We start from the raw sequence: 19,413 nt of genomic DNA, 5'->3' as shown, positions 1-19,413 counted from the left end.
CCTACTTAAATCCATTTAATGTATTACTCAAGCAAAATTATCATGAGTTAGATAAAAAAAGCCACTGCTATGTGACTTTTCAAAGAGGAATTTTAATACACCACAATTTGCCTTGCTTAACTTTAAAGGTGAGTGCGCAATTCAAATAACTCAGGAAAGAAACTTATATCTAACGCTTTTTTCAAAAAGCCCACGCCTGATGAACCTCCGGTTCCCATTTTATTACCAATAATGCGCTGTACGGTATACATATGTTTAAATCGCCATTGCTGAAAAGCATCTTCTATATCAATTAATTTTTCCGCAAGTTCATATAATTCAAAATGCTCATCAGCATTTTTATATACCGCTAGCCATGCGTTTAACACCGCTTCATTTTGTTGATACGGCAAAGAAAAATCTGTTCTTAACTGCGTAGGATCCTCGATTAACTTTTTATCCGCTAATACCTTAATTACTTCATCATACAAACTTGGCGCCTCAAGCGTTGCTGTTAACTCTCGATAAGCCACAGGGTTTGATTTGTGTACCTCCAGTAGTTTTGCATTTTTATTACCTAATAAAAATTCCAATTTCCGATAACCGAACGACTGAAAGCCAGAAGAATGACCTAAAGTATCTCTAAATTTTAAATAATCTACTGGCGTTAAAGTCGAAAGAATATTCCAAGATTGGGTTAGTTGATTAAAAATGTGTTTAACGCGAGAGATCACTTTAAATGCATGACCAAAATCGGCTTCTTGGATATTGTTAATCGCTTCACTAAGTTCATGACCAGCCAGTTTTAACCATAATTCACTGCTTTGATGAATGGTAATAAATAACATCTCATCATGTTGGTCTGATAAAGGGTTTTGCGCAGACAATATTTGCTCTAAACCTAAATAATCGCCGTAGGACATATCATCGTTAAAGTCGGTATGGATAGACGATTCGACTTCTCGATAATTTTTATTTTTCGGTTGATGTGGGCAGCTCATCGTTGCACCTCTGAGAGTTGATTAACCAACATTTCCTGCGCTAAATGATACAGTTTTTCATAGACATGGTCTTGCTGCCAATGATCTTCAATATTTGGCATCAGCATAATTTCATCCATAATTTTTTGTTGTATATCACCTACGCGTAATGCGGTTTTATAAGGAATATTCGGCGAAAATGTCACCATAGCGTACAAAGGGATCCATAAATCAGGATGCATTTTATGAAATTTAGCCTCAATTTTTTTACGCAGTAAAAAGCGCTCATCGCCAGCTAAATCACTCATTTCAACAAAATTTCGTTTTGCTAATTCAATAATGGCGTCGCCATTTTCTTTGCGCTCATCTTGATAGGCGGCAAGAATATCAGCCCATTGATGTTCATGCTTTTCGACTAATTCAGATAAAATTCGGCAGTCTTCAAAACCACAGTTCATCCCTTGCCCATAAAAAGGCACCATCGCATGTGCGGCATCGCCGATCAACGCAATACTGTCATTCACTAACCAAGGATAAATATGCACTAAACATAAAGGGGAAGGGGTTTTGCTTAAAAAATCTTCTACAGGGTCAGCTAAATATTGCATTGCTTCAGCAAAATATTGATGAAAAAACGCCGTCACTTTTGCTTTAGTATTTAATGAAGTAAATGAAAGCTCACCTTCATGATTTAAAAATAAGGTACAAGTAAACGAGCCATCTATATTTGGTAAGGCAATCAACATAAAGTCTTTTCTCGGCCAAATATGTAAGGCATTTTTTTCGAGTTTATGACTGCCATCTTCATTGGCAGCAATCGAAAGTTCCATATAGCTTTGTTGCATATAGTCGAGACTGTAACTTATTCGCTCTTTCGGCAACTCTTGCATTAATCGCCTAACTTTTGAAAACGCGCCATCAGCGCCAAACACTAAATCACTTTCATGAATTTTTTGATGATGATTTTCATTAAGATAAACCGCAGTATTATCAGCAAAATTAAGCTGTACCAATCGATGATCAAAATGCACATTAACCTGTGGTTCTTGTTCTGCTAAATCAATTAATTGTTCATTAATGCCTGAACGGGAAACCGACCATATCGCTTGTTCTTCAGTACCATATGGCTGCTTAGTAATATTACCTTCGATATCGTGCATAACCCGACAATACATAGGAATAGCTTGTTGTCGGATTTCATCATCCAAACCAACAGCATTTAACGCTTTCCAGCCGCGATCCGATAAAGCTAAATTAATCGATTTACCTTGATATATATTCGTTTTTCGAGAATCAGGGCGAGATTCAAACAAGTCTATTTGATAGCCCTTTTTCGCTAACATAACGGCTAATAAAGCACCAACCGGACCTGCACCATTGATCGCTATTTTTTCGCACCTACTTTTATCTGATGGCGATTGTTTCGAGAAATCATTCATCTTGCCACCCTGCTAATAATGATTTTAACGTTTGGCCAAACAAGTAAACGTCTTCAAAACTATTGTATAAGGGCGTTGGCGCTAATCGAACTACATCAGGCTCTCGAAAGTCAGCTATAACCCCTGCTTCGGTTAGTGCTTTAAAAAATGATTTATCGGTGCCCACTAATTTTACCGACAGCTGACACCCTCTTTTCTCTGGCGCAGTTGGTGTAATGATCTCCAGTTCAATATTAGAAAATTGACTGACAATATCATTGAAAACAAATTCTAAATAAGCCGTTAATTGCAAACTTTTCGCCCGTAAGTTTTCAATACCTGCCGCTTGAAAAATATCTAAAGACGATTTCAATACTGCCATGCCCATAATCGGGACATTGCTTAATTGCCACCCTTCCGCTCCTGACATAGGTTCAAAGGTATTTTCCATTAAAAAACGGCGCTCTTTGTTATGTCCCCACCAGCCGCCAAAGCGAGGTAATTCAGTGTTATTGCCATGTTTGTCATGCACAAAAATGCCGCCAACGTTTCCCGCACTCCCATTTAAATATTTATAAGTGCACCAAGCAGCGAAATCGACATGCCAATCATGTAACTGTAACGGCACATTTCCCACCGCATGAGCAAGATCAAACCCCGCTAAAGCTCCAACATCATGAGCCGCTTGTGTGAGTTTTTCCATATCAAATAATTGACCAGTAAAATAATTCACGCCACCTAAAAAGACTAATGCAAGCTCGTCTTTGTGGTTATCAATAGCGGCAAGAATATCCTCTTCGCGGATCAGATGTTCACCTTCTCTGGGAGCAACTTCGATAATGGCATCATCAGGAGAAAAGCCATGATGTTTAACTTGTGTTTCCAGTAAGTAACGATCAGAAGGAAACATTTTCGCTTCACTGATAATTTTATAGCGTTGCTGACTTGGCTGATAAAAAGACACAAACAGTAAATGTAAATTTGTGGTGAGTGAATTCATACACACCACTTCCGACTCATTCGCACCGACAAGCTCAGCACTGGCGGGCGTTAAAATTTCGTGGTAACTCACCCAAGGATTTTTCGCTTCAAAGTGACCTTCAACGCCCCATTTTGCCCATTCATCCATTTCTGCATTAACATACTCTTTCGCGGATTTTGGCGCGAGACCAAGCGAGTTGCCAGTAAAATATAATACCCGCTGGTCGTTGATAATCGGAAAGTGAAATTTATCACGAAAAACCGACAATTCATCTTGCCTGTCTTGCTGTTGTGCGAAGCTTAAGCTGTTTTCAAAAATCATAAAATTCTCATTCTTTATTGGCTGTTTCTTTTGTTAACAACAGCACTACACTGAAATCGGTAAATTAAAAAATTGTTCGGCATTCGTTGCCAATAATTGTTGTTGTTCAGGTGGCGAAAGTGTTGCTGAGGTTTTAATTAATTGCCCCATTTTTTGCTCCCCTAACGGGAATGGATAATCGGTACCAAACATGAGTTTATTCGTGGTCATTTTTTTGACCAATAAATCTAAGGCGTCATGATCAAACACTGCCGTATCAAGATAAAATCGATCAAGGTAATGACTCGGTGGAAATTGTGATTTACCTCGAGCGATATCTCTAAAATGCCAAGCGTTTTCTAATCGCCCTAATAAAAAAGCAAATGCGCCGCCGCCATGGGCAAAACATATTTTTAATGTCTCGCTGACCTGATCAAAACCACCGCCTAAAATCATTGAAACGATTGATAGTTGTGTTTCTGCAGGCATACCAACTGTCCAGCCCATCATATAGTTTTTCGTGCGCTCACTTGCCATCATGTCCCACGGATGGACAAACACTGGAATACCTTCACCTGCACAATGCTGGAGAAAGGTCAGCACACCTTCATCGTCCATATTTTTTTCACCAACATGATTGCCAATTTGAATCCCGACATGACCGGTATTCATTGCACGACTTGCTTCTTTACAGGCGACGTCAATATCTTGTAACGGCACTTGTGCCATCGCGAACAAACGTCCTTTACCTTGCTGACAAATTTCTAACGCGGCGTCATTAAAAAACTGTGCGCAATATAAAGCTTGTTCAATCGGTTTTTCGTAGGCAAATAAAATTGGCGTAGCAGATATAATTTGCTGCTCAAGGCCGTGTTCATTCATTTGTTGTAAACGAACATCAGCATCCCAACAGGCAGAATAAATAGGACGAAACTCTTTGTTGCCTTTCATCAACATTGCTTTATCAAAATCCTCCCCTTTGCTGGGTAAGTGTTTTAACCACGGCCAATCATCGCCACCAAACTTCTCTTGTAAATTAGGCCATGTTTTAGGAAAAAAATGTGAATGTATATCAATCACTTTCATTGTTAATTCTCTATTTATTCGTTTGTTATTGGCGTTATTGAAATGTCTAATTAAAGTAAACGGCAAACTTTTGTGTTTATTACTCGCTTAAATATTAACTGTCATCGAGGGTTACCCAACCTTCTGGTGGTTGTTTACCTGGATGAAGCGCACCACATTCTGGGCATGTTCGGGCTTTTTCATCTTGATAAAAGGCTTGATAAACCGGAGGTAAGTCATCAACGATAGAGTGCAATATCACTTCGCTTCTGTGTACTAAGGCCTGACAGTCAAAACAATACCATTCAAAGGCGTCTTTTTCGCCAGCAGGACGCTTAGGTTCAATCACTAAACCAATGCTGCCAGCCATTGGTCGTTGAGGCGAGTGTCTGACATGTGCAGGTAAAAAGAAAACATCGCCTTCGCGAATAAAGACATTTTTACAGTCGCCGTCTTCAATCACTTTCAACACCATGTCACCCTTTAGTTGATAAAAAAACTCTTCAACAGGATCATCATGAAAGTCTGTCCGTTGATTCGGCCCCCCCACCACAGTCACCATCATGTCGGTGTTTTGCCATACTTGAACATTTCCCACTGGAGGTTTGAGCAGATGTTGATGCTCTTCAATCCATCGCTGAAAATTAAAGGCTGTTAGCTTAGCTTTCATAACTTGTCCTCAGTTAATTCATCTGCTTGGTTAATGGTTTATAAGCCACGGCTTTGCACTCAATTAATAAGTGAGGGTGAGGCAATTGATGTACTGCAACGGTAGTGCGTGTTGGGCCATCAAAATCAAAGTATTGGCTATACACTTCGTTATAGCCTTTAAAGTCATTCATGTTGACTAGAAAAGTACTGAACTCGACAAGATCAGTAAGCTCTGCACCAACTGAATGGAGAATATCGCGAATATTTTCAATCACGGCTTTGGTTTGCACAGCAATGTCTAAGCTTGTCGCGCCGAATTCATCCACTTCAACGCCAGCAAAACTATTGTCTGGTAAACGGGAACTGGTGCCAGAAATAAAAATAAAATCACCTGCGCGCTTCACATGAGGGAACTTACCTCGCGGCACCGCTTTTTCTGTTAAGACTTTTGCGTTTGTTGTCATTTCCAATCCTTTTTAGCTTTTGAACCCTGCTAGGTTTAATCGATTTTAATACAAATATTGACCGGCTCTGCGTAAAAATTAAGTGAGTGCTTACCACCTTCTCGACCTATACCAGACAGCTTAACGCCGCCAAATGGTGCTCGCAAATCGCGTAAAAACCAAGTATTGACCCATACAAGACCAACATCTATTTGTGGGGAAACACGATGAGCTCGAGAAACATTTTCGGTCCATAACGCGCAAGCTAAACCATATGGCGTATTATTCACTCGTTCGATAACTTCGTCTTCATCATCGAAAATTGAAACATGACAAATAGGGCCAAAAATTTCTTCTTGATTCACTCTATTGTTGTCCTCTAACCCGCTAATTATTGTTGGTTCGATATAACAACCTTGATCGCGTTCATCATGAAATTTCGGCACACCTCCACCAATAATAAAGTTTGCACCTTCATCTTTTGCTAACTGATAATAAGCAAGCACTTTTTCTTGATGCTGTTTTGACACCAACGGTCCTAACAAAACACCTTCTTCTTTCGGGTAACCAATTTTTATCGCTGCCGCTTGTTGTTTTAGTTTTTCAATAAATTCATCGGCAATTTCGCGGTGAACATAGACTTTTTCCGTGCACAAACACACTTGACCACAATTAGTAAATGTTGAACGTGCCACGCCCGCAACGGCTTTATCAAGGTCAGCATCGGCAAAAACAATCGCTGAGTTTTTCCCCCCTAATTCAAATGAGATTGGTTTCACTCCTTGAGAAACAGCGCGCATAATATGTTGCCCCGTTGCGCTTGCACCAGTAAAAGTAACGGCATCAACACTTGCATGTGAAGTTAAGTAGTCGCCAATATGCTTACCCCGTCCAAGTATTAAATTAAACACACCTTTAGGAACGCCAACTTCATCCATCACTTGTGCTAATAACACGGCGGTTGAAGAGGTTTCTTCTGAAGGTTTAAGTATCACACAATTACCGCATGCTAATGCTGGAGCTACTTTCCATGTTGCTAACAACAAAGGTAAATTCCATGGCGAGATCACAGCGACAACACCCAGTGGTTTATTAACAGAATAGTTCAGCGCTTTTTCACCCGAAGGGGTTTCAGTGATAAAAGTTTCGCCGGAATGAGTGCGTGCCATATCTGCAAACGCGCGAAAATTTGCCGCTCCTCGAGGGATATCAATGGTTTGCACTTGATGGAGTGATTTACCTGTATCGGCAATTTCCGCATCAATAAATTCTTGTTGACGTTCAACCATGCGATCCGCAATTTTATGCAGTAAATCGCAGCGTTGATTAACCGTCAATTTACCCCAAGGCCCTTTTAATGCTTGCCGCGCACTCTGAACAGCCATATCTATTTGTCGATTGTTTGCTTCGGCAATTTCAGAAATTTTCTGACCATTAACTGGATTAATATTGTCGAAATAACAATCGCTTGCAACAAACTGTCCGTCGATATAACAGTGTAATAAGGGATGAGGTAATGACGCAGACATTCAATTTCCTATCAATTTTGTTTCACACGTTATTAGTGTAGTAGGAATTTAACTGTAGCTTTTTAATATTGATAACAAAAATTATTAAATATAAGAATAATGATTCATTTTATGAATACGTCATAAATAAAAATAATGCGAGGATATTTACGTAACAATGATGTAAAACCGATAAACCTTGTACTAAGATTTGACTCAGCTTTTACTGGTCAGATACAACTGCGCTGCCCCAAGTAAAGCCGCATTTTCTAAGTCACTTTTTATTATTGTTAGGTTATTCGTGACCCTTTTATAAGGAAAGTTTGCTAGTGAACGCCATAACGCTTCAATAAATAAATGATAAGACTGCGCAACTGAACCGCCTATCACGATCACCTGCGGATTTAACACAAATAGAATGGTTGAGATCGCCTGTGCTAAATGCGCGCCAAATTGTTCAAAGGCCTCGAGTGCTTTAAGCTCATTTTGCGCCGCTAATTTTGCTAACTCAGCACCCGTCATTTGATAATGTTCAGTAAAAAATTTTCCCGAGCAATAATCATCTATAGTGCCATTTAAATAACGGATCCCACCTACTTCGCCAGCACTACAATTTTGCCCAGCATATAATTGCTGATTGAGAATATACCCTGAACCAAATCCGGTTCCTAAACAAATACCGACAACGTCTTGGTAGGGTTGTGCTCCACCAAAAGCATGTTCACCGGCAACAAAACAATTAACATCGTTATTGATATAAATATCACATTGGTAATGAGCATAAAGTGCAGCTTTAAGTGGGTAGTTTTGCCACGCTGGAATATTAACCGCGTCAAAAACCACGCCTTGTTCAATATCCAAAATACAAGGTACACCTATCGCGATGGCATTGGTTGAGTCATTTTTCACACTGTCGATACAAAAAATAATAAACGCTAATATTGACGCTTCATTTTTATGTGCAGCAAAACTTCGCACGTTAGATTCTGCAATAACACCGTTTTGAAAACGGCCTGCGTTTATCGTTGTGCCACCAATATCTAAAGTGACAATAGAAGTAGAATTCATAAATACGCCAATTTTTTACATCATATCATTTCAAGTCAGTTCAGAGATTAAGCCTACAGGGAAATAATGTAGGCTCAATCCAAAGCAACAAGTTACTGAGATTAGTTCACAGTAAAGCTTCTACCAGCTCTTTGACCATCTGCAGATCTTGCTCTGACTTTGACAGGCAAACTGACGGCTACCGGCTTAGCATAACTTTGCCAATCGCCGTTGGCTTGTTGGTATTCCAGTGGTAAACCCACTAAAGAGCTATTGATATGTAATTGGTTGTCGATTATTTTCGCGCCAACGGTAGGAATACGATAAAACACGCCAAGCTTATCTAATTTAATCAGCTCTTTTTGCCCGATGGTATTACTAAATAGCTGCCATTTTTCATCCCGTAACGCTTTTAATTCATTAGAAAAGACACCTGTATCTTTATTATATTTTGCTCCTTGGTAATTATAAGGAACTGACCAATTGGCATGGTGCCAAGCACGCTCTGCCATAGCAATCATACGAGGGTAAAGCATATATTCCGCTTGATTTTCACTGCGAATGGTTTCACTCCACACTTGCCCTTGAACACCGATAACCTTGAATTGCTCTGGCAACGGTCGATGGATAATATTGCCAGCGTCATCTTTTTGTATGCTGTCATCAATTTCGAAAGGTTGACCAGAAGTATCGACGCGAAATTCCGCATGAATGGGTAAATTATCAGGCATAAAATTAAACACGTTTTGGCTATCAATACGACGTGAAGCCCAATTATAACCACGCTCTTTTGGGTCGACTTCATAGGGAAAATCAAAATAGAAAACATCAGGAATTGATAACACAACATTCCAACCGCGATGTGCCTGCTCGCTCACCATTTTGTGCGCGCCACCCGGTAAAGAACCCCAAATATAAGAATAAATGTCTTTAGGCATGTTCTCTACATGCGTTTAACCTAAACCATCATTCCAACCCCCCACCGAAATACCTTTACTGGCGATCATATTAGCAACACGTTCAATAAAATGTGCTCCTAAATGTTTAATATCATTAACCTCATTCGTAGTATCAGCAACCAATGCTTGACATGCCGGTGATTCTACCCAAGCTCCAGCCGTTTCATCGGCGCCAATATGATACATTTGCAGTGGATGTTCAGCCTGATCATGTAAAGCAATTAAATCTTCCAATACTCGATCAACAAAGGCATAAGAGGACTCCAAACAAACGTTGATCGTATTGTCGTTGTAATTTTGAATCGACATATATTCGGTTTTATCATCAAAATCACTTAATAAATATTTCGTGGCTGCTACTTCATTTTCTTGCTCGATAAATCTGCGGTAACGCGCTTCCATTGCTTTGATCGCTGCACGCGAATGTCCAGGCATATCAAGCGAAGGGATCACTTGAATATGATGTTCCTTGGCATAATGTAAAATATCGAGATAATCTTGGACGCTATAAAAACCATCTCTGTCCGCTGCGTCTGCGCCACCAAGTTGTGGCTGCATGCACGCTGTATCTGATAAGTCCATACAACGCATTCCACCAATTTCAGTTAACTCAGGAAAGCTCGGTAATTCAATACGCCAACCTTCATCTTCTGCCAAATGCATGTGTAGTTTATTTAACTTATAAGCCGCCATTTGCTCAATCAAACGAAACACCATGGCTTTATCATGAAAATTACGCGCAACATCTAAATGTTGACCACGATAGCTATATTTCGGTGCATCGTTTATCTCAACATAAGGAACCGTAAGCGTGTCTACCGTTAATAAACTTGCTAACGTTTGAACCCCATAAAATGCCCCCGCTTTATCGGCGGCATTAATGATAACGCCTGCATCAGAAACCGTTAAATGATAACTTTCTTTTGCCCCCGCCGTAGTATTCAGATCAGTAGCAATATTAACCTGAACTGGCACTCCTGAAGGTGATTGTGGCACACCGAGTTTGGTTAATCGAGTTAGCGCAGCACTGATATCTCTTTCATCAAGTCCTTGATATCTCAAAGTTAATCCTTTGGATAAATTTAACGACTGATTCTCTGTCAGGGTTATAGATTTTGGCGTTGGAATAACGCTCGCCGCTAGTGAAACGTTATCCACTGCACCAGCTTTATTATGCTCAAACAACCAGCCTGCATCAGCGTATTCGTTAATATCATTTGGATTCGCTTTAATTTGTTTAGCAATATTGTCATACGGGACTATCCAAGGGGTGAGTTCAAGTTGAGTTTCCGGATCAATTTTCGTGCGGGTACTATCAATCACCGCAGGCGTTAATTGTGGAGCCGACAGCCAATAATTCGGCATTAATTGTGAATGAGTTAAAACGGTTGCTGCCATCCAAATTTTTAAACTTTGTTTTTCGCCCGCCTTAAAACCAGTGAAAGCTGGTGTTGGTTTTATTTGATGAATATCACCGTTATGTAAGGCAATAGTAAAGGCGTCTGATTGACTGGCATAAATAGGATACACTTGTGAATATTGAATCGTCCATTGATTAACAGGTAAATCAACTGGCGAAGTAAAGTGTATATAAGCACTAAAACAATACTTGATCGCTTTACCATCTTTATCGGGACAATCAGTTTCTATATTACTCAATACTTGATATTTCACCTCAAGTGAAGCGGCCATTTGATCAAGCTGACTTTGATTTATTGCCGTTACTTCATTGAGTTGTTTATTACTTTCATCCACATTTTTTTTTGCCTGACCACAAGCAATCAAGGTGACTAAAGCAACACTTAACCCGCACTTTGCTACTATCGAACGTTTTATCATGTAATAACCTTTATCCATTTAAAATTTAGTAACTTAACAATTCTCTTTGCGATTAAATATCGGTAATGTTTTATTGGCGATCAAAGGCTTGGCCCAAAAACCTATAGAAAAAATATAGCCTAAAGTGAGATACACAACGATCATACCAATACGTAAATCGCCTGACAGATCCGCAATAAAACCTATCAATGGCGAAGCTAAACCTCCACCAACGATGCCTGTGCATAAGATGCCAGCAAATGAGCCATGATGTACTCGTACAGAATTTAACGCGAGAGAGAAAATCACCGACCACATCACTGATAAGAAAAAGCCAACCAATGGAAAAGCCAATACCGCCACATCGCTTGTGCCAAATAAAGCCGCGGTTAAAGCAAGCATAGCTCCCATAGAAAATAATTTAAGTACTAGCCGACTATCGAGTATTTTCACTAACGCTAACCCCAAAAAACAGCCTAAAGTTAACATCTACCAAAAATTACTAACGGTATTCGCGCCTACCGTCACCGGGTCTAAACCATGGTATTGTGATAAAAATAGAGAGATTACATTAGCAACACCTTGCTCAGTTCCTACGTAGGCGGCAATGCCAATAAAAAATAATATCACGGTTTTATTTTTAAATAAGCCTTGATAGATTTGCCATGCACCAACTTGTTCATCGGCTTGTAATGTTACCTTCGGCAATTTTATGAGATATATAAACACTAACATCATCAATGAAATAATCGCGAATATCCAATACATCGACAGCCACGTCATCTTGGCGGGAACATTTGCCTGAAAAAACGCAAATATTCCAGAAACGTCTTCACTAGCCATTCCTTGTACAACAACGCTGTACACCATAGGACTTAAGGCCGCAGCACCACCAAATAATAATTGCGCCATCACCGAGTAGAAAGCAAAGTGCTCTTTGCCACCAGCAACTCTTAATAACGGATTAATAGCCACTTGTAACATTGCCATGCCAGTACCAATAAAAAACAAAGAGGCCATTGCCATGAAAAAGCTTGGAGTTAAGGCGAATAAAAAGGAGCCGAATGCAGACATAATAAAGGCAGATAACATTACAGGTTTTTCGCCATATTTATCAACGAGCATACCGGAAGGAATAGACATGACACCATACGCGGCAAAAAACGAAAAAGGTAGAAAGCCTGCCACGGCTAAACTGAGATCAAAATCATTCACCAACGAAGGAAATAAAGGTCCTAAAATATTGGTGATAAAAGAAATGGCAAAAAAAATGACTAAAACCAAAATCAGCGCGGAAACATTCTTTGTCATACTGTTTATTATTCCTATAAATTTTTTATCAAGCCGATAAAAGACTGTTGTGATCTCATATTATTTTGCAAACTATGTATTGGCATTTAGCAATTAATTTACTCAGCTTCAATGCTATTAAGACTTCTACTGTCTTTCGCACTTCGACAGCTTTATTGGTTAAACACAATAAAACTAAAGATTAATCGCGCAGCAACGCTTAAATTTTGATAAATATTTTTCGCTCATATAGCCACTTTGACATCCAACCAAAGAGCACGACATGACTCAAGGCAAAAACAAACGACGCTAGCTTTTCAGGTAAAAACGAGGCTAAACCAGCGAACATATATTGATGCAAACCTTGCTCCCCTACGTGAAATAAACCGTAGCTTGCAACCCAAACCCAAGATAATACATAGATAAATAATGGATTTGTGCCGTAAATAAATAGTGGTGTCATTGGTTTTTCAATGCGTTTCAAATCAATTAAGTAAACAAACAGAGCTAAAACTAAACAGGCAAAGCCTGTGGTGTAAATAACATAAGCACTGGTCCACAACGCTTTATTAATTGGTATGAAAACATCAAGCATCAAACCTAGTCCAATAGCAATAACACCTAATTGCAATAACTTAACTAACGACTGCTGTTTATTTTCACATTGGCTAATGAGCCGTGTAACCTCGAAGCCAAACAACACACTCACAATAGAAGGTAAAGTACTTAATAACCCTTCGGGATCAAAAGCGACGCCAAAACCGCTGTACATATGCTCTGCACCAAGAATGAAAAGATCAAATTCTCGCACTATATTCATTTCAAGACGATAAGCCCCGTCTCCTGCCAGCGTTAAAATAAAATGATATGCCACTAAAATAAGGCAAGAAAGCACTAACATTTGTTGTCGTTTAAACGTCAAAACAATAAAAGCAGCAAAGATGTAGGCAATACCAATGCGTTGTAACACCCCCATAATGCGCAACGATTCAATCGAACTGGTAAATGGGTAAGCATTTAACGCTAAACCAATTAAGAACATGATAATGCCACGTTTGATAATTTTAATTCCAGCGTCAATATCAAGGATATAATCTTGCTTTTTAAACGCGAAATACATGGCTGAGCCAACAATAAAGAGAAAGAAAGGAAACACTAAGTCCGTTGGGGTAATACCATGCCAGCTCGCATGCAATAAAGGAGCATAAACAAATTCCCATGAACCTGGGGTATTCACTAATATCATTAAAGCAATGGTTAAACCGCGTAAGGCATCTAACGCTAAATAACGTTGCATAGTAATTTCCTATTGATAATTATCACCTTACTCACCTGTGAGCGAAATTAATGCCATGAGATTAAGGGAATGAATAGGTTATTCTGCTATAGGCCTGTTATTAACAGATAAACTTTTCTCTCACTTTATGATACTTTTCTATCAACAATAATAAGAGTGCTTGCTATGAAGTTAATGTTTGAAAAAATCTTACCCTCAGAAAATTCATCTTGGCGGTATTGGTTATACAAACTCGATAACATTGAGTTTAATTGGCATTATCACCCTGAATATGAAATTGCTTTAACTCTAAATAGTCAGGGACAGCGATATGTCGGTGATAATATCGAAAATTATCACGAGTTAGATATGGCGTTTTTAGGCCCCCACTTACCGCATACATGGTCTTCATCGCCAGCGGTAATCGGTAAGCCTCAAAAAGTATTTGTTGCGCAAATCCCCGTTCGTTGGCTTGAGAACTTAATGCTAAGTATACCCGATTTAGCAGACTTTAAACCATTACTTGAACTCTCTCGAAGGGGGATAAAATTTAGTGAAGATACCGTCAAAAAATCAGCAAAAATATTCGCAAAAATGCAACAGGCCAATGCTTCGCAACGCTTTATCGGTTTACTGGAAATTTTTCAGTTAATGCTGGATGATAAAGACAAAAAAGTGTTATCGAGTAATGGTTACAATGTTTCCGTCACCTCAGATGCTTCTACCGATAAACTCGATAAAGTGATCCGTTATATTCATGAAAATTACACAGGTAAATTACCAGCAGCTAAAGTTGCCAGCTTAATACATATGAGTACCAATCATTTTCATCGGTTTTTTAAACAAAGAACTGAGCAAACCTTCACTGAAGTGGTTAATCAATTACGCATTAGTAAAGCCTGTTCATTATTAATTAACTCACAACGCCCTATTGCCACAATCAGTGACACTTGTGGCTTTAATAATATTGCGAACTTTAATCGACGATTTTTACAATTTAAAGGGATGAGACCTAAGGAATTTCGACAAATTTATGCGGGAAAACCTGTCTAAAACGGTATGTGATAAAGCGATAAAGAGACCCCTTTATCGCTTTATTTCGAGGTATTACCCTTTGGCTTGGATAAGATGCACATCTCTTTGTGGAAATGGAATAGTGATGTTTTCACGATCAAAGGCAAGTTTCACCTCTTCCATCATACCGAAATAAACAGGCCAATAATTATCAGATTTCACCCAAGGACGAACTAAAAAATTAATTGAACTATCGGCATGCGCTGAGACAAAGATATCAGCACCCGGCTCTTTTAAAATCATGTCGTTGTCATCCACTATTTTCGCTAAAATACCTTTAACTTTAGCAATATCATCTTGATAACTAATGCCAAACGTTAAATCAACGCGTCGCGTTTCTTCAGCAAAAATATTTTTCACACATCCATTAGACAATAATGCGTTAGGGATGATTACTCGTTGATTATCAAGTGTGCGTAAAATGGTATTAAAGATCTGAATTTCAACTACTTTGCCGACAAAGCCTTGCGCTTCAATCACATCGCCCGCTTTAAATGGCTTGAAAAGTAGGATAAGAATACCACCAGCAAAATTCGCTAAGCTTCCTTGTAATGCTAAACCGATGGCTAGACCTGCAGCACCTAATACCGCAATCAATGAGGCCGTTTCAACCCCCACCATAGAAGCAAATACAATAACGAGAATCGCTTTGGCAATAATACTGACAATACTTAATAAGAATTTATGAAGGGTGACTTCAACTTTCTTTTTCTTCATGCCTTTTTCAAACACCTTGAGGACCTTTTTAATAAGCCAAAGACCAATAAAAAAGACCACTAACGCCATCAATAATTTCCCACCCCATTGCACTGCCATTTCGCTAACAATGTTAAGGTAATGCTCAATTTTTTCTGTCGATTGTTCCATAATTTAGTAATTCCTATGCAGTGAAGTTAAAAATAGTGTAGTGATTACTTACTGATTAATAAACTAAAAAAGCGAACATAATGTTCGCTTTTTGAATTCTTAATCACTTAAAGTTGTTTAGAAACTATACTGGTAGCCTAAAGTTAAACTTCTTGGTTTACCCACCATAATAGAGCCATGGGTTTTCGTTGATACGTATTCTTCATCCAATAAATTATCGATATTTAAAGTGATTTTTTGATTTTCAGCTAACATGTATTGTGTTGAAAAATCAACCACAGTACGACTGTCGATACGGTCAGTTAATAAAGCATTCCCTTGACCTGCCACGGTACGAACTTCATCGGTATAACGTACTAAAACATGACTGCGCCAATGATCACCGACAACACCAACCGTTAGTTGCAATTGATTTTCAGGCACATAGGGTAATTCATCACCAGCGATAACATCGCCCCATGTTTCTAACTGTGATGAGAAGTCATTTTTAAATTCAGTTTGTGTAAAGGTATAGGTTAAATCCACCGGAATAATGACATTATTCGAGGCAAATTCGTATCCAGCTTTCACTTCTAAACCTGAAACTTCTACTTCACCGGCATTGTATTGATTACCAATATTATCATCATCACAACCTTGGCTCGCCGTACAATTACCGTGCATGTTGTCATAATCAGAGACAAACCATAACGCCTCACCATTAAATCCAGCTTGGTTATAACGCAGGCCTAACTCGTAGTTAAAACTTTCTTCATTGTCTGTGTCTTCATTGCCTGGCGCAGGTGGCGCAAAACCTTTTTGCACACCACCTAAGATAATTAATTCATCGTTAACGCGATATGAAACCGCCACAGAAGGTAATAACACATCAACATTATTTTCCTTATGGCTTGGTGTTAAAGTACGGCCACTGTCTGATTTACCCCAATCATGACGTTCAATGGTCATATCTTCATAACGTAAACCCGCATTTATGATGAAATCACCTAACGTCACTTCGTCATGAACAAATAATGCTAAGGCTTGAGCACTATCGACACGGTTAGAATCTGTACCCGGTGCGCCAGCGCTAGTTTGTGACATGGTGAAGGTAGCATCGATCAAATACTTATCTACCCATTGAAAACGGTCCATTTCATCTTCGTGATATCGTGCACCAAACTTCACCTGATGATCACCAAAGTCGGCATCAAGCGTTGTTTGAATTCCTTTCGATAAATAAGCACGACTATTTGCTTTTATATCTACTGTCATCGCACTTTCTTCAAATGTTCCGGCATCAAATGCCGCCGCCGCTTCAATACCACCACTACCTAAACTGTCACCGTTGACTTTACTGGTTTTATACCAGTTTCGGCTGAAGTCATTGTAGTAGGCTGAACTTCCTAAGGTAAAACGGTCAGATAATTTAATATGATGATTAATCTGCAATTGTTTATGTTCAGTGCTCATATTATCTAATTGCGATGCCGAATAACGAGTATATGGATTTGCTTCAAAATCACCTTGCGTTAATCCCATATAAGTTTCATCTGAATCTTCATCAGAATATTTCACTTTAAACTCTAGCTCTTGATAATATTTAGCATCATTATCACTGTGAACAAGTACTTTCGCTAACAGGTCATTTTTAATAAATCCAGTTGCTGCGTCGCTATGATTAATATCTTTAAATCCGTCAGCTTGATAACGAAACACCTCAAAAACTGTCGCGACATTTTTTCCTGAGCCACCAACAACACCATGTACTTTACCGTAGCCATCTTCACCAGCACTTAAAGATAATTTGCCAGCTAATGCTTCTTCAGGAATTTGACGCGATAGCATATTAATAACGCCACCGGTAGTACGAGGGCCATACATAGCACTTGATGTCCCTTTAAGAATTTCTAATTGCTCCATACGACCAACTGTCGGAAAATAATACGCAGAAGGGGCTGCGTATGGTGCTGGCGCCGCTAAAACACCGTCTTCCATAATCGTGACTTTTTCACTTCTGTTTTGTCCTGTGCCACGCATACCAATATTTGGACGAAGACCATAGCCATCTTCTTCGAGAACGTAAACACCTGGTACTGCGGTAAGCGTGCGCATAATGTCAGTAAAATCAAACTTTTCTAGTTCATCGGTAGAAATAACGTGTGCACTACCTGGAATATCATTAATGGCAGTATCTGAACCAAAAATAGTCAAATGTTCCATGTCATCATTATCACCAGCAAAAGCAACCGAGGAGAATGCGGAAACAACCGCTAAAGACAACATAGCGGGTTTAAAGTTTTTTGAAAAGCGCATGAAGTAAACCTTGATAAAAAGTCAGTAAAGATTAATTGCGCGCATTTAAACACAATAACAAATGAGAATCAATATCATTACCATTAGTTTTACTTATACAATCCTTATTCTTTGATCTCGCGCATAATTAAAGAAGATAAGCAAAATTGATAAAGTCGAGTAAAAGCAATTAATTATCATATATACCGAGATGCTTGTTTATTTAAAGACAATTGCTTGATAGATTATCTAAAAAAAGAATAAGTGGAACGCCCTTGTCCACAATTAAATTGATTACGAGCCTTCCATGAGCAAAATAGCTTTTATTACTGCAGCACCTGAAACTATCAGTGCGTTTTTACTGGCTTATATTAAAGCGTTATCGATTCATCATGACATACACATCATTACTTCATTACAGGATGACCAATCAATTAGAGGGCTTGATAGTAAAATCACTGTTCACAAGGTTAATATTCAACGTGATCCTAAAATCTTTGCTGATTTAAAATCGTTGGCTGTACTTTACCGTTTGTTCAAAAAAGAGCGCTATGAATTAGTTCATTCGTTTACGCCAAAAGCAGGGCTACTCACGCAACTCAGTGCCTTTATGGCACGTGTTCCTATACGGCTTCATACCTTCACAGGCCAAGTGTGGGCGACCAAACAAGGCGTTGCTCGCGCAGTACTGAAAACTTTAGATCGTATTACGGCAAGGTTAGCCACTTATTGTTTAATTGATAGCCCTTCGCAAAAAGCCTTTTTACTGAAAGAAAAACTGTTAACCGACAAACAATGTAGCGTATTAGCTTCGGGTTCAATTTCTGGGGTAAATATTGAAAAATATCGCTTCTCACAAGAAAATAGAACGCAGTTAAGGATTAAGCACCATATTGCTGATGATGACTTTGTCTTTATGTTTGTCGGCAGGTTAAAAAAAGACAAAGGCGTACCTGAACTATTAGCTGCATTTCAGCAGATCAATCATGATGACAAAGTGAAACTATTCATTTTAGGATCAGACGAAGAAAATTTAAGCGAACAATTTAATCAAATCGCCAATCTTCATTATTTAGGCTTTACCCCAAATGCCGAAGATTACTATGCTTTTGCTGATGTTTTATGTTTACCAAGCCATAGAGAAGGTTTTGGCAATGTTATTATTGAAGCAGCTTCCTGCCAACTTCCTGCACTAGCCTCAAATATATATGGGTTATCCGATGCGGTGGAACATAATGGCACGGGAATTTTGCACCCAGTCAAAGATCCACAAGCCATTGCAACGGCAATGCAGTCATTCATTGACAATCCAGACAAGTTAAACGAAATGAGAAAAAGGTGTCGAGAGAGAATTGAAGAATCTTTCGACGAAAAAATACTCGTCAACGAATTTATGCATTTTTATCAAACATTAGGATTAAAGTGATCACATTAATGTTATTTAAACGTGAATGGCGTATAAACCAGTGAATAATGCCGAAC

General features: G+C 38.9%; 16 protein-coding genes and 1 pseudogene. 2 read left to right on the top strand and 15 right to left on the bottom strand.

Going from position 1 to position 19,413, the window contains the following annotated elements:
• Nucleotides 1-122 precede the first annotated feature (122 nt).
• From ABXH06_RS09670 to ABXH06_RS09610, 13 genes and pseudogenes are all read right to left on the bottom strand, one after another.
• Nucleotides 123-980 (bottom strand): tryptophan 2,3-dioxygenase, encoded by an 858-nt coding sequence (locus ABXH06_RS09670; RefSeq protein WP_353518112.1) that lies wholly within the window; start codon nucleotides 978-980, stop codon nucleotides 123-125.
• Nucleotides 977-2,398, bottom strand: a complete 1,422-nt coding sequence (locus ABXH06_RS09665) for an FAD-dependent oxidoreductase (RefSeq protein ID WP_353518111.1) — start codon at nucleotides 2,396-2,398, stop codon at nucleotides 977-979. The genes ABXH06_RS09670 and ABXH06_RS09665 overlap by 4 nt, the downstream gene beginning before the upstream one ends.
• Complete coding sequence (gene kynU, locus ABXH06_RS09660; protein ID WP_353518110.1) at nucleotides 2,391-3,680, bottom strand: kynureninase; 1,290 nt, start codon at nucleotides 3,678-3,680, stop codon at nucleotides 2,391-2,393. Before kynU ends, ABXH06_RS09665 begins: the two co-directional genes overlap by 8 nt.
• 45 nt (nucleotides 3,681-3,725) lie before the next feature.
• Nucleotides 3,726-4,745, bottom strand: coding sequence for an amidohydrolase family protein (locus ABXH06_RS09655; protein ID WP_353518109.1), 1,020 nt, complete (start codon nucleotides 4,743-4,745; stop codon nucleotides 3,726-3,728).
• A 94-nt stretch (nucleotides 4,746-4,839) separates the two neighbouring features.
• Nucleotides 4,840-5,394 (bottom strand): 3-hydroxyanthranilate 3,4-dioxygenase, encoded by a 555-nt coding sequence (locus ABXH06_RS09650; protein WP_311581506.1) that lies wholly within the window; start codon nucleotides 5,392-5,394, stop codon nucleotides 4,840-4,842.
• 13 nt (nucleotides 5,395-5,407) lie between these two features.
• Nucleotides 5,408-5,839, bottom strand: a complete 432-nt coding sequence (locus tag ABXH06_RS09645; protein WP_353518108.1) for a RidA family protein — start codon at nucleotides 5,837-5,839, stop codon at nucleotides 5,408-5,410.
• 35 nt (nucleotides 5,840-5,874) lie between these two features.
• Nucleotides 5,875-7,347, bottom strand: coding sequence for a 2-hydroxymuconic semialdehyde dehydrogenase (locus ABXH06_RS09640; protein WP_353518107.1), 1,473 nt, complete (start codon nucleotides 7,345-7,347; stop codon nucleotides 5,875-5,877).
• A 195-nt stretch (nucleotides 7,348-7,542) separates the two neighbouring features.
• Nucleotides 7,543-8,394 carry an ROK family protein gene (locus tag ABXH06_RS09635; protein WP_353518106.1) on the bottom strand — a complete coding sequence of 284 codons (852 nt, stop codon included), beginning with the start codon at nucleotides 8,392-8,394 and terminating at the stop codon, nucleotides 7,543-7,545.
• 101 nt (nucleotides 8,395-8,495) lie between these two features.
• Nucleotides 8,496-8,885, bottom strand: coding sequence for a chitobiase/beta-hexosaminidase C-terminal domain-containing protein (locus ABXH06_RS09630; protein ID WP_353518159.1), 390 nt, complete (start codon nucleotides 8,883-8,885; stop codon nucleotides 8,496-8,498).
• Nucleotides 8,874-11,024, bottom strand: a pseudogene (locus ABXH06_RS09625) (family 20 glycosylhydrolase); the annotation flags it as partial. The pseudogene ABXH06_RS09625 and the gene ABXH06_RS09630, both read right to left, overlap by 12 nt.
• 180 nt (nucleotides 11,025-11,204) lie before the next feature.
• Nucleotides 11,205-11,639, bottom strand: a complete 435-nt coding sequence (locus ABXH06_RS09620) for an MFS transporter (protein ID WP_353518105.1) — start codon at nucleotides 11,637-11,639, stop codon at nucleotides 11,205-11,207.
• Nucleotides 11,640-12,461, bottom strand: a complete 822-nt coding sequence (locus ABXH06_RS09615) for an MFS transporter (RefSeq protein WP_353518104.1) — start codon at nucleotides 12,459-12,461, stop codon at nucleotides 11,640-11,642.
• A 199-nt stretch (nucleotides 12,462-12,660) separates the two neighbouring features.
• Nucleotides 12,661-13,737: an acyltransferase family protein gene (locus ABXH06_RS09610; RefSeq protein WP_353518103.1), complete on the bottom strand. Its 1,077-nt coding sequence runs from the start codon at nucleotides 13,735-13,737 to the stop codon at nucleotides 12,661-12,663.
• Nucleotides 13,738-13,902: 165 nt separating this feature from the next.
• On the opposite strand from ABXH06_RS09610, the gene ABXH06_RS09605 reads away from it, so the two are divergent.
• Complete coding sequence (locus ABXH06_RS09605) at nucleotides 13,903-14,769, top strand: AraC family transcriptional regulator (RefSeq protein ID WP_353518102.1); 867 nt, start codon at nucleotides 13,903-13,905, stop codon at nucleotides 14,767-14,769.
• Nucleotides 14,770-14,823: 54 nt separating this feature from the next.
• On the opposite strand, the gene ABXH06_RS09600 is transcribed toward ABXH06_RS09605, so the two are convergent.
• A complete protein-coding gene (locus ABXH06_RS09600; RefSeq protein WP_353518101.1) occupies nucleotides 14,824-15,657 on the bottom strand; it encodes a mechanosensitive ion channel family protein in 834 nt (277 codons plus the stop codon).
• Between the two features lie 117 nt (nucleotides 15,658-15,774).
• The gene (locus tag ABXH06_RS09595; RefSeq protein WP_353518100.1) at nucleotides 15,775-17,952 is read right to left on the bottom strand and encodes a TonB-dependent receptor family protein; all 2,178 of its coding nucleotides are present in this window, start codon (nucleotides 17,950-17,952) and stop codon (nucleotides 15,775-15,777) included.
• Nucleotides 17,953-18,238: 286 nt separating this feature from the next.
• Here ABXH06_RS09595 and ABXH06_RS09590 point away from each other — a divergent pair, with 286 nt between their 5' ends.
• Nucleotides 18,239-19,357, top strand: coding sequence for a glycosyltransferase family 4 protein (locus ABXH06_RS09590; protein WP_353518099.1), 1,119 nt, complete (start codon nucleotides 18,239-18,241; stop codon nucleotides 19,355-19,357).
• Nucleotides 19,358-19,413: the final 56 nt, after the last annotated feature.

Origin of the sequence: Thalassotalea sp. SU-HH00458 (assembly GCF_040362795.1) — a bacterium.
Lineage (GTDB): Bacteria > Pseudomonadota > Gammaproteobacteria > Enterobacterales > Alteromonadaceae > Thalassotalea_H > Thalassotalea_H castellviae.
Note: the sequence above shows the minus strand (reverse complement) of the source record. Positions and strands in the feature narration are given on the sequence as shown.

What these genes read in the sequence shown, in the direction of transcription:
- ABXH06_RS09670 (WP_353518112.1), bottom strand. Translation starts at nt 980, where the DNA reads ATGAGCTGCCCACATCAACCGAAAAATAAAAATTATCGAGAAGTCGAA.
- ABXH06_RS09665 (WP_353518111.1), bottom strand. Translation starts at nt 2,398, where the DNA reads ATGAATGATTTCTCGAAACAATCGCCATCAGATAAAAGTAGGTGCGAA.
- kynU (WP_353518110.1), bottom strand. Translation starts at nt 3,680, where the DNA reads ATGATTTTTGAAAACAGCTTAAGCTTCGCACAACAGCAAGACAGGCAA.
- ABXH06_RS09655 (WP_353518109.1), bottom strand. Translation starts at nt 4,745, where the DNA reads ATGAAAGTGATTGATATACATTCACATTTTTTTCCTAAAACATGGCCT.
- ABXH06_RS09650 (WP_311581506.1), bottom strand. Translation starts at nt 5,394, where the DNA reads ATGAAAGCTAAGCTAACAGCCTTTAATTTTCAGCGATGGATTGAAGAG.
- ABXH06_RS09645 (WP_353518108.1), bottom strand. Translation starts at nt 5,839, where the DNA reads ATGACAACAAACGCAAAAGTCTTAACAGAAAAAGCGGTGCCGCGAGGT.
- ABXH06_RS09640 (WP_353518107.1), bottom strand. Translation starts at nt 7,347, where the DNA reads ATGTCTGCGTCATTACCTCATCCCTTATTACACTGTTATATCGACGGA.
- ABXH06_RS09635 (WP_353518106.1), bottom strand. Translation starts at nt 8,394, where the DNA reads ATGAATTCTACTTCTATTGTCACTTTAGATATTGGTGGCACAACGATA.
- ABXH06_RS09630 (WP_353518159.1), bottom strand. Translation starts at nt 8,885, where the DNA reads ATGGCAGAGCGTGCTTGGCACCATGCCAATTGGTCAGTTCCTTATAAT.
- ABXH06_RS09620 (WP_353518105.1), bottom strand. Translation starts at nt 11,639, where the DNA reads ATGTTAACTTTAGGCTGTTTTTTGGGGTTAGCGTTAGTGAAAATACTC.
- ABXH06_RS09615 (WP_353518104.1), bottom strand. Translation starts at nt 12,461, where the DNA reads ATGACAAAGAATGTTTCCGCGCTGATTTTGGTTTTAGTCATTTTTTTT.
- ABXH06_RS09610 (WP_353518103.1), bottom strand. Translation starts at nt 13,737, where the DNA reads ATGCAACGTTATTTAGCGTTAGATGCCTTACGCGGTTTAACCATTGCT.
- ABXH06_RS09605 (WP_353518102.1), top strand. Translation starts at nt 13,903, where the DNA reads ATGAAGTTAATGTTTGAAAAAATCTTACCCTCAGAAAATTCATCTTGG.
- ABXH06_RS09600 (WP_353518101.1), bottom strand. Translation starts at nt 15,657, where the DNA reads ATGGAACAATCGACAGAAAAAATTGAGCATTACCTTAACATTGTTAGC.
- ABXH06_RS09595 (WP_353518100.1), bottom strand. Translation starts at nt 17,952, where the DNA reads ATGCGCTTTTCAAAAAACTTTAAACCCGCTATGTTGTCTTTAGCGGTT.
- ABXH06_RS09590 (WP_353518099.1), top strand. Translation starts at nt 18,239, where the DNA reads ATGAGCAAAATAGCTTTTATTACTGCAGCACCTGAAACTATCAGTGCG.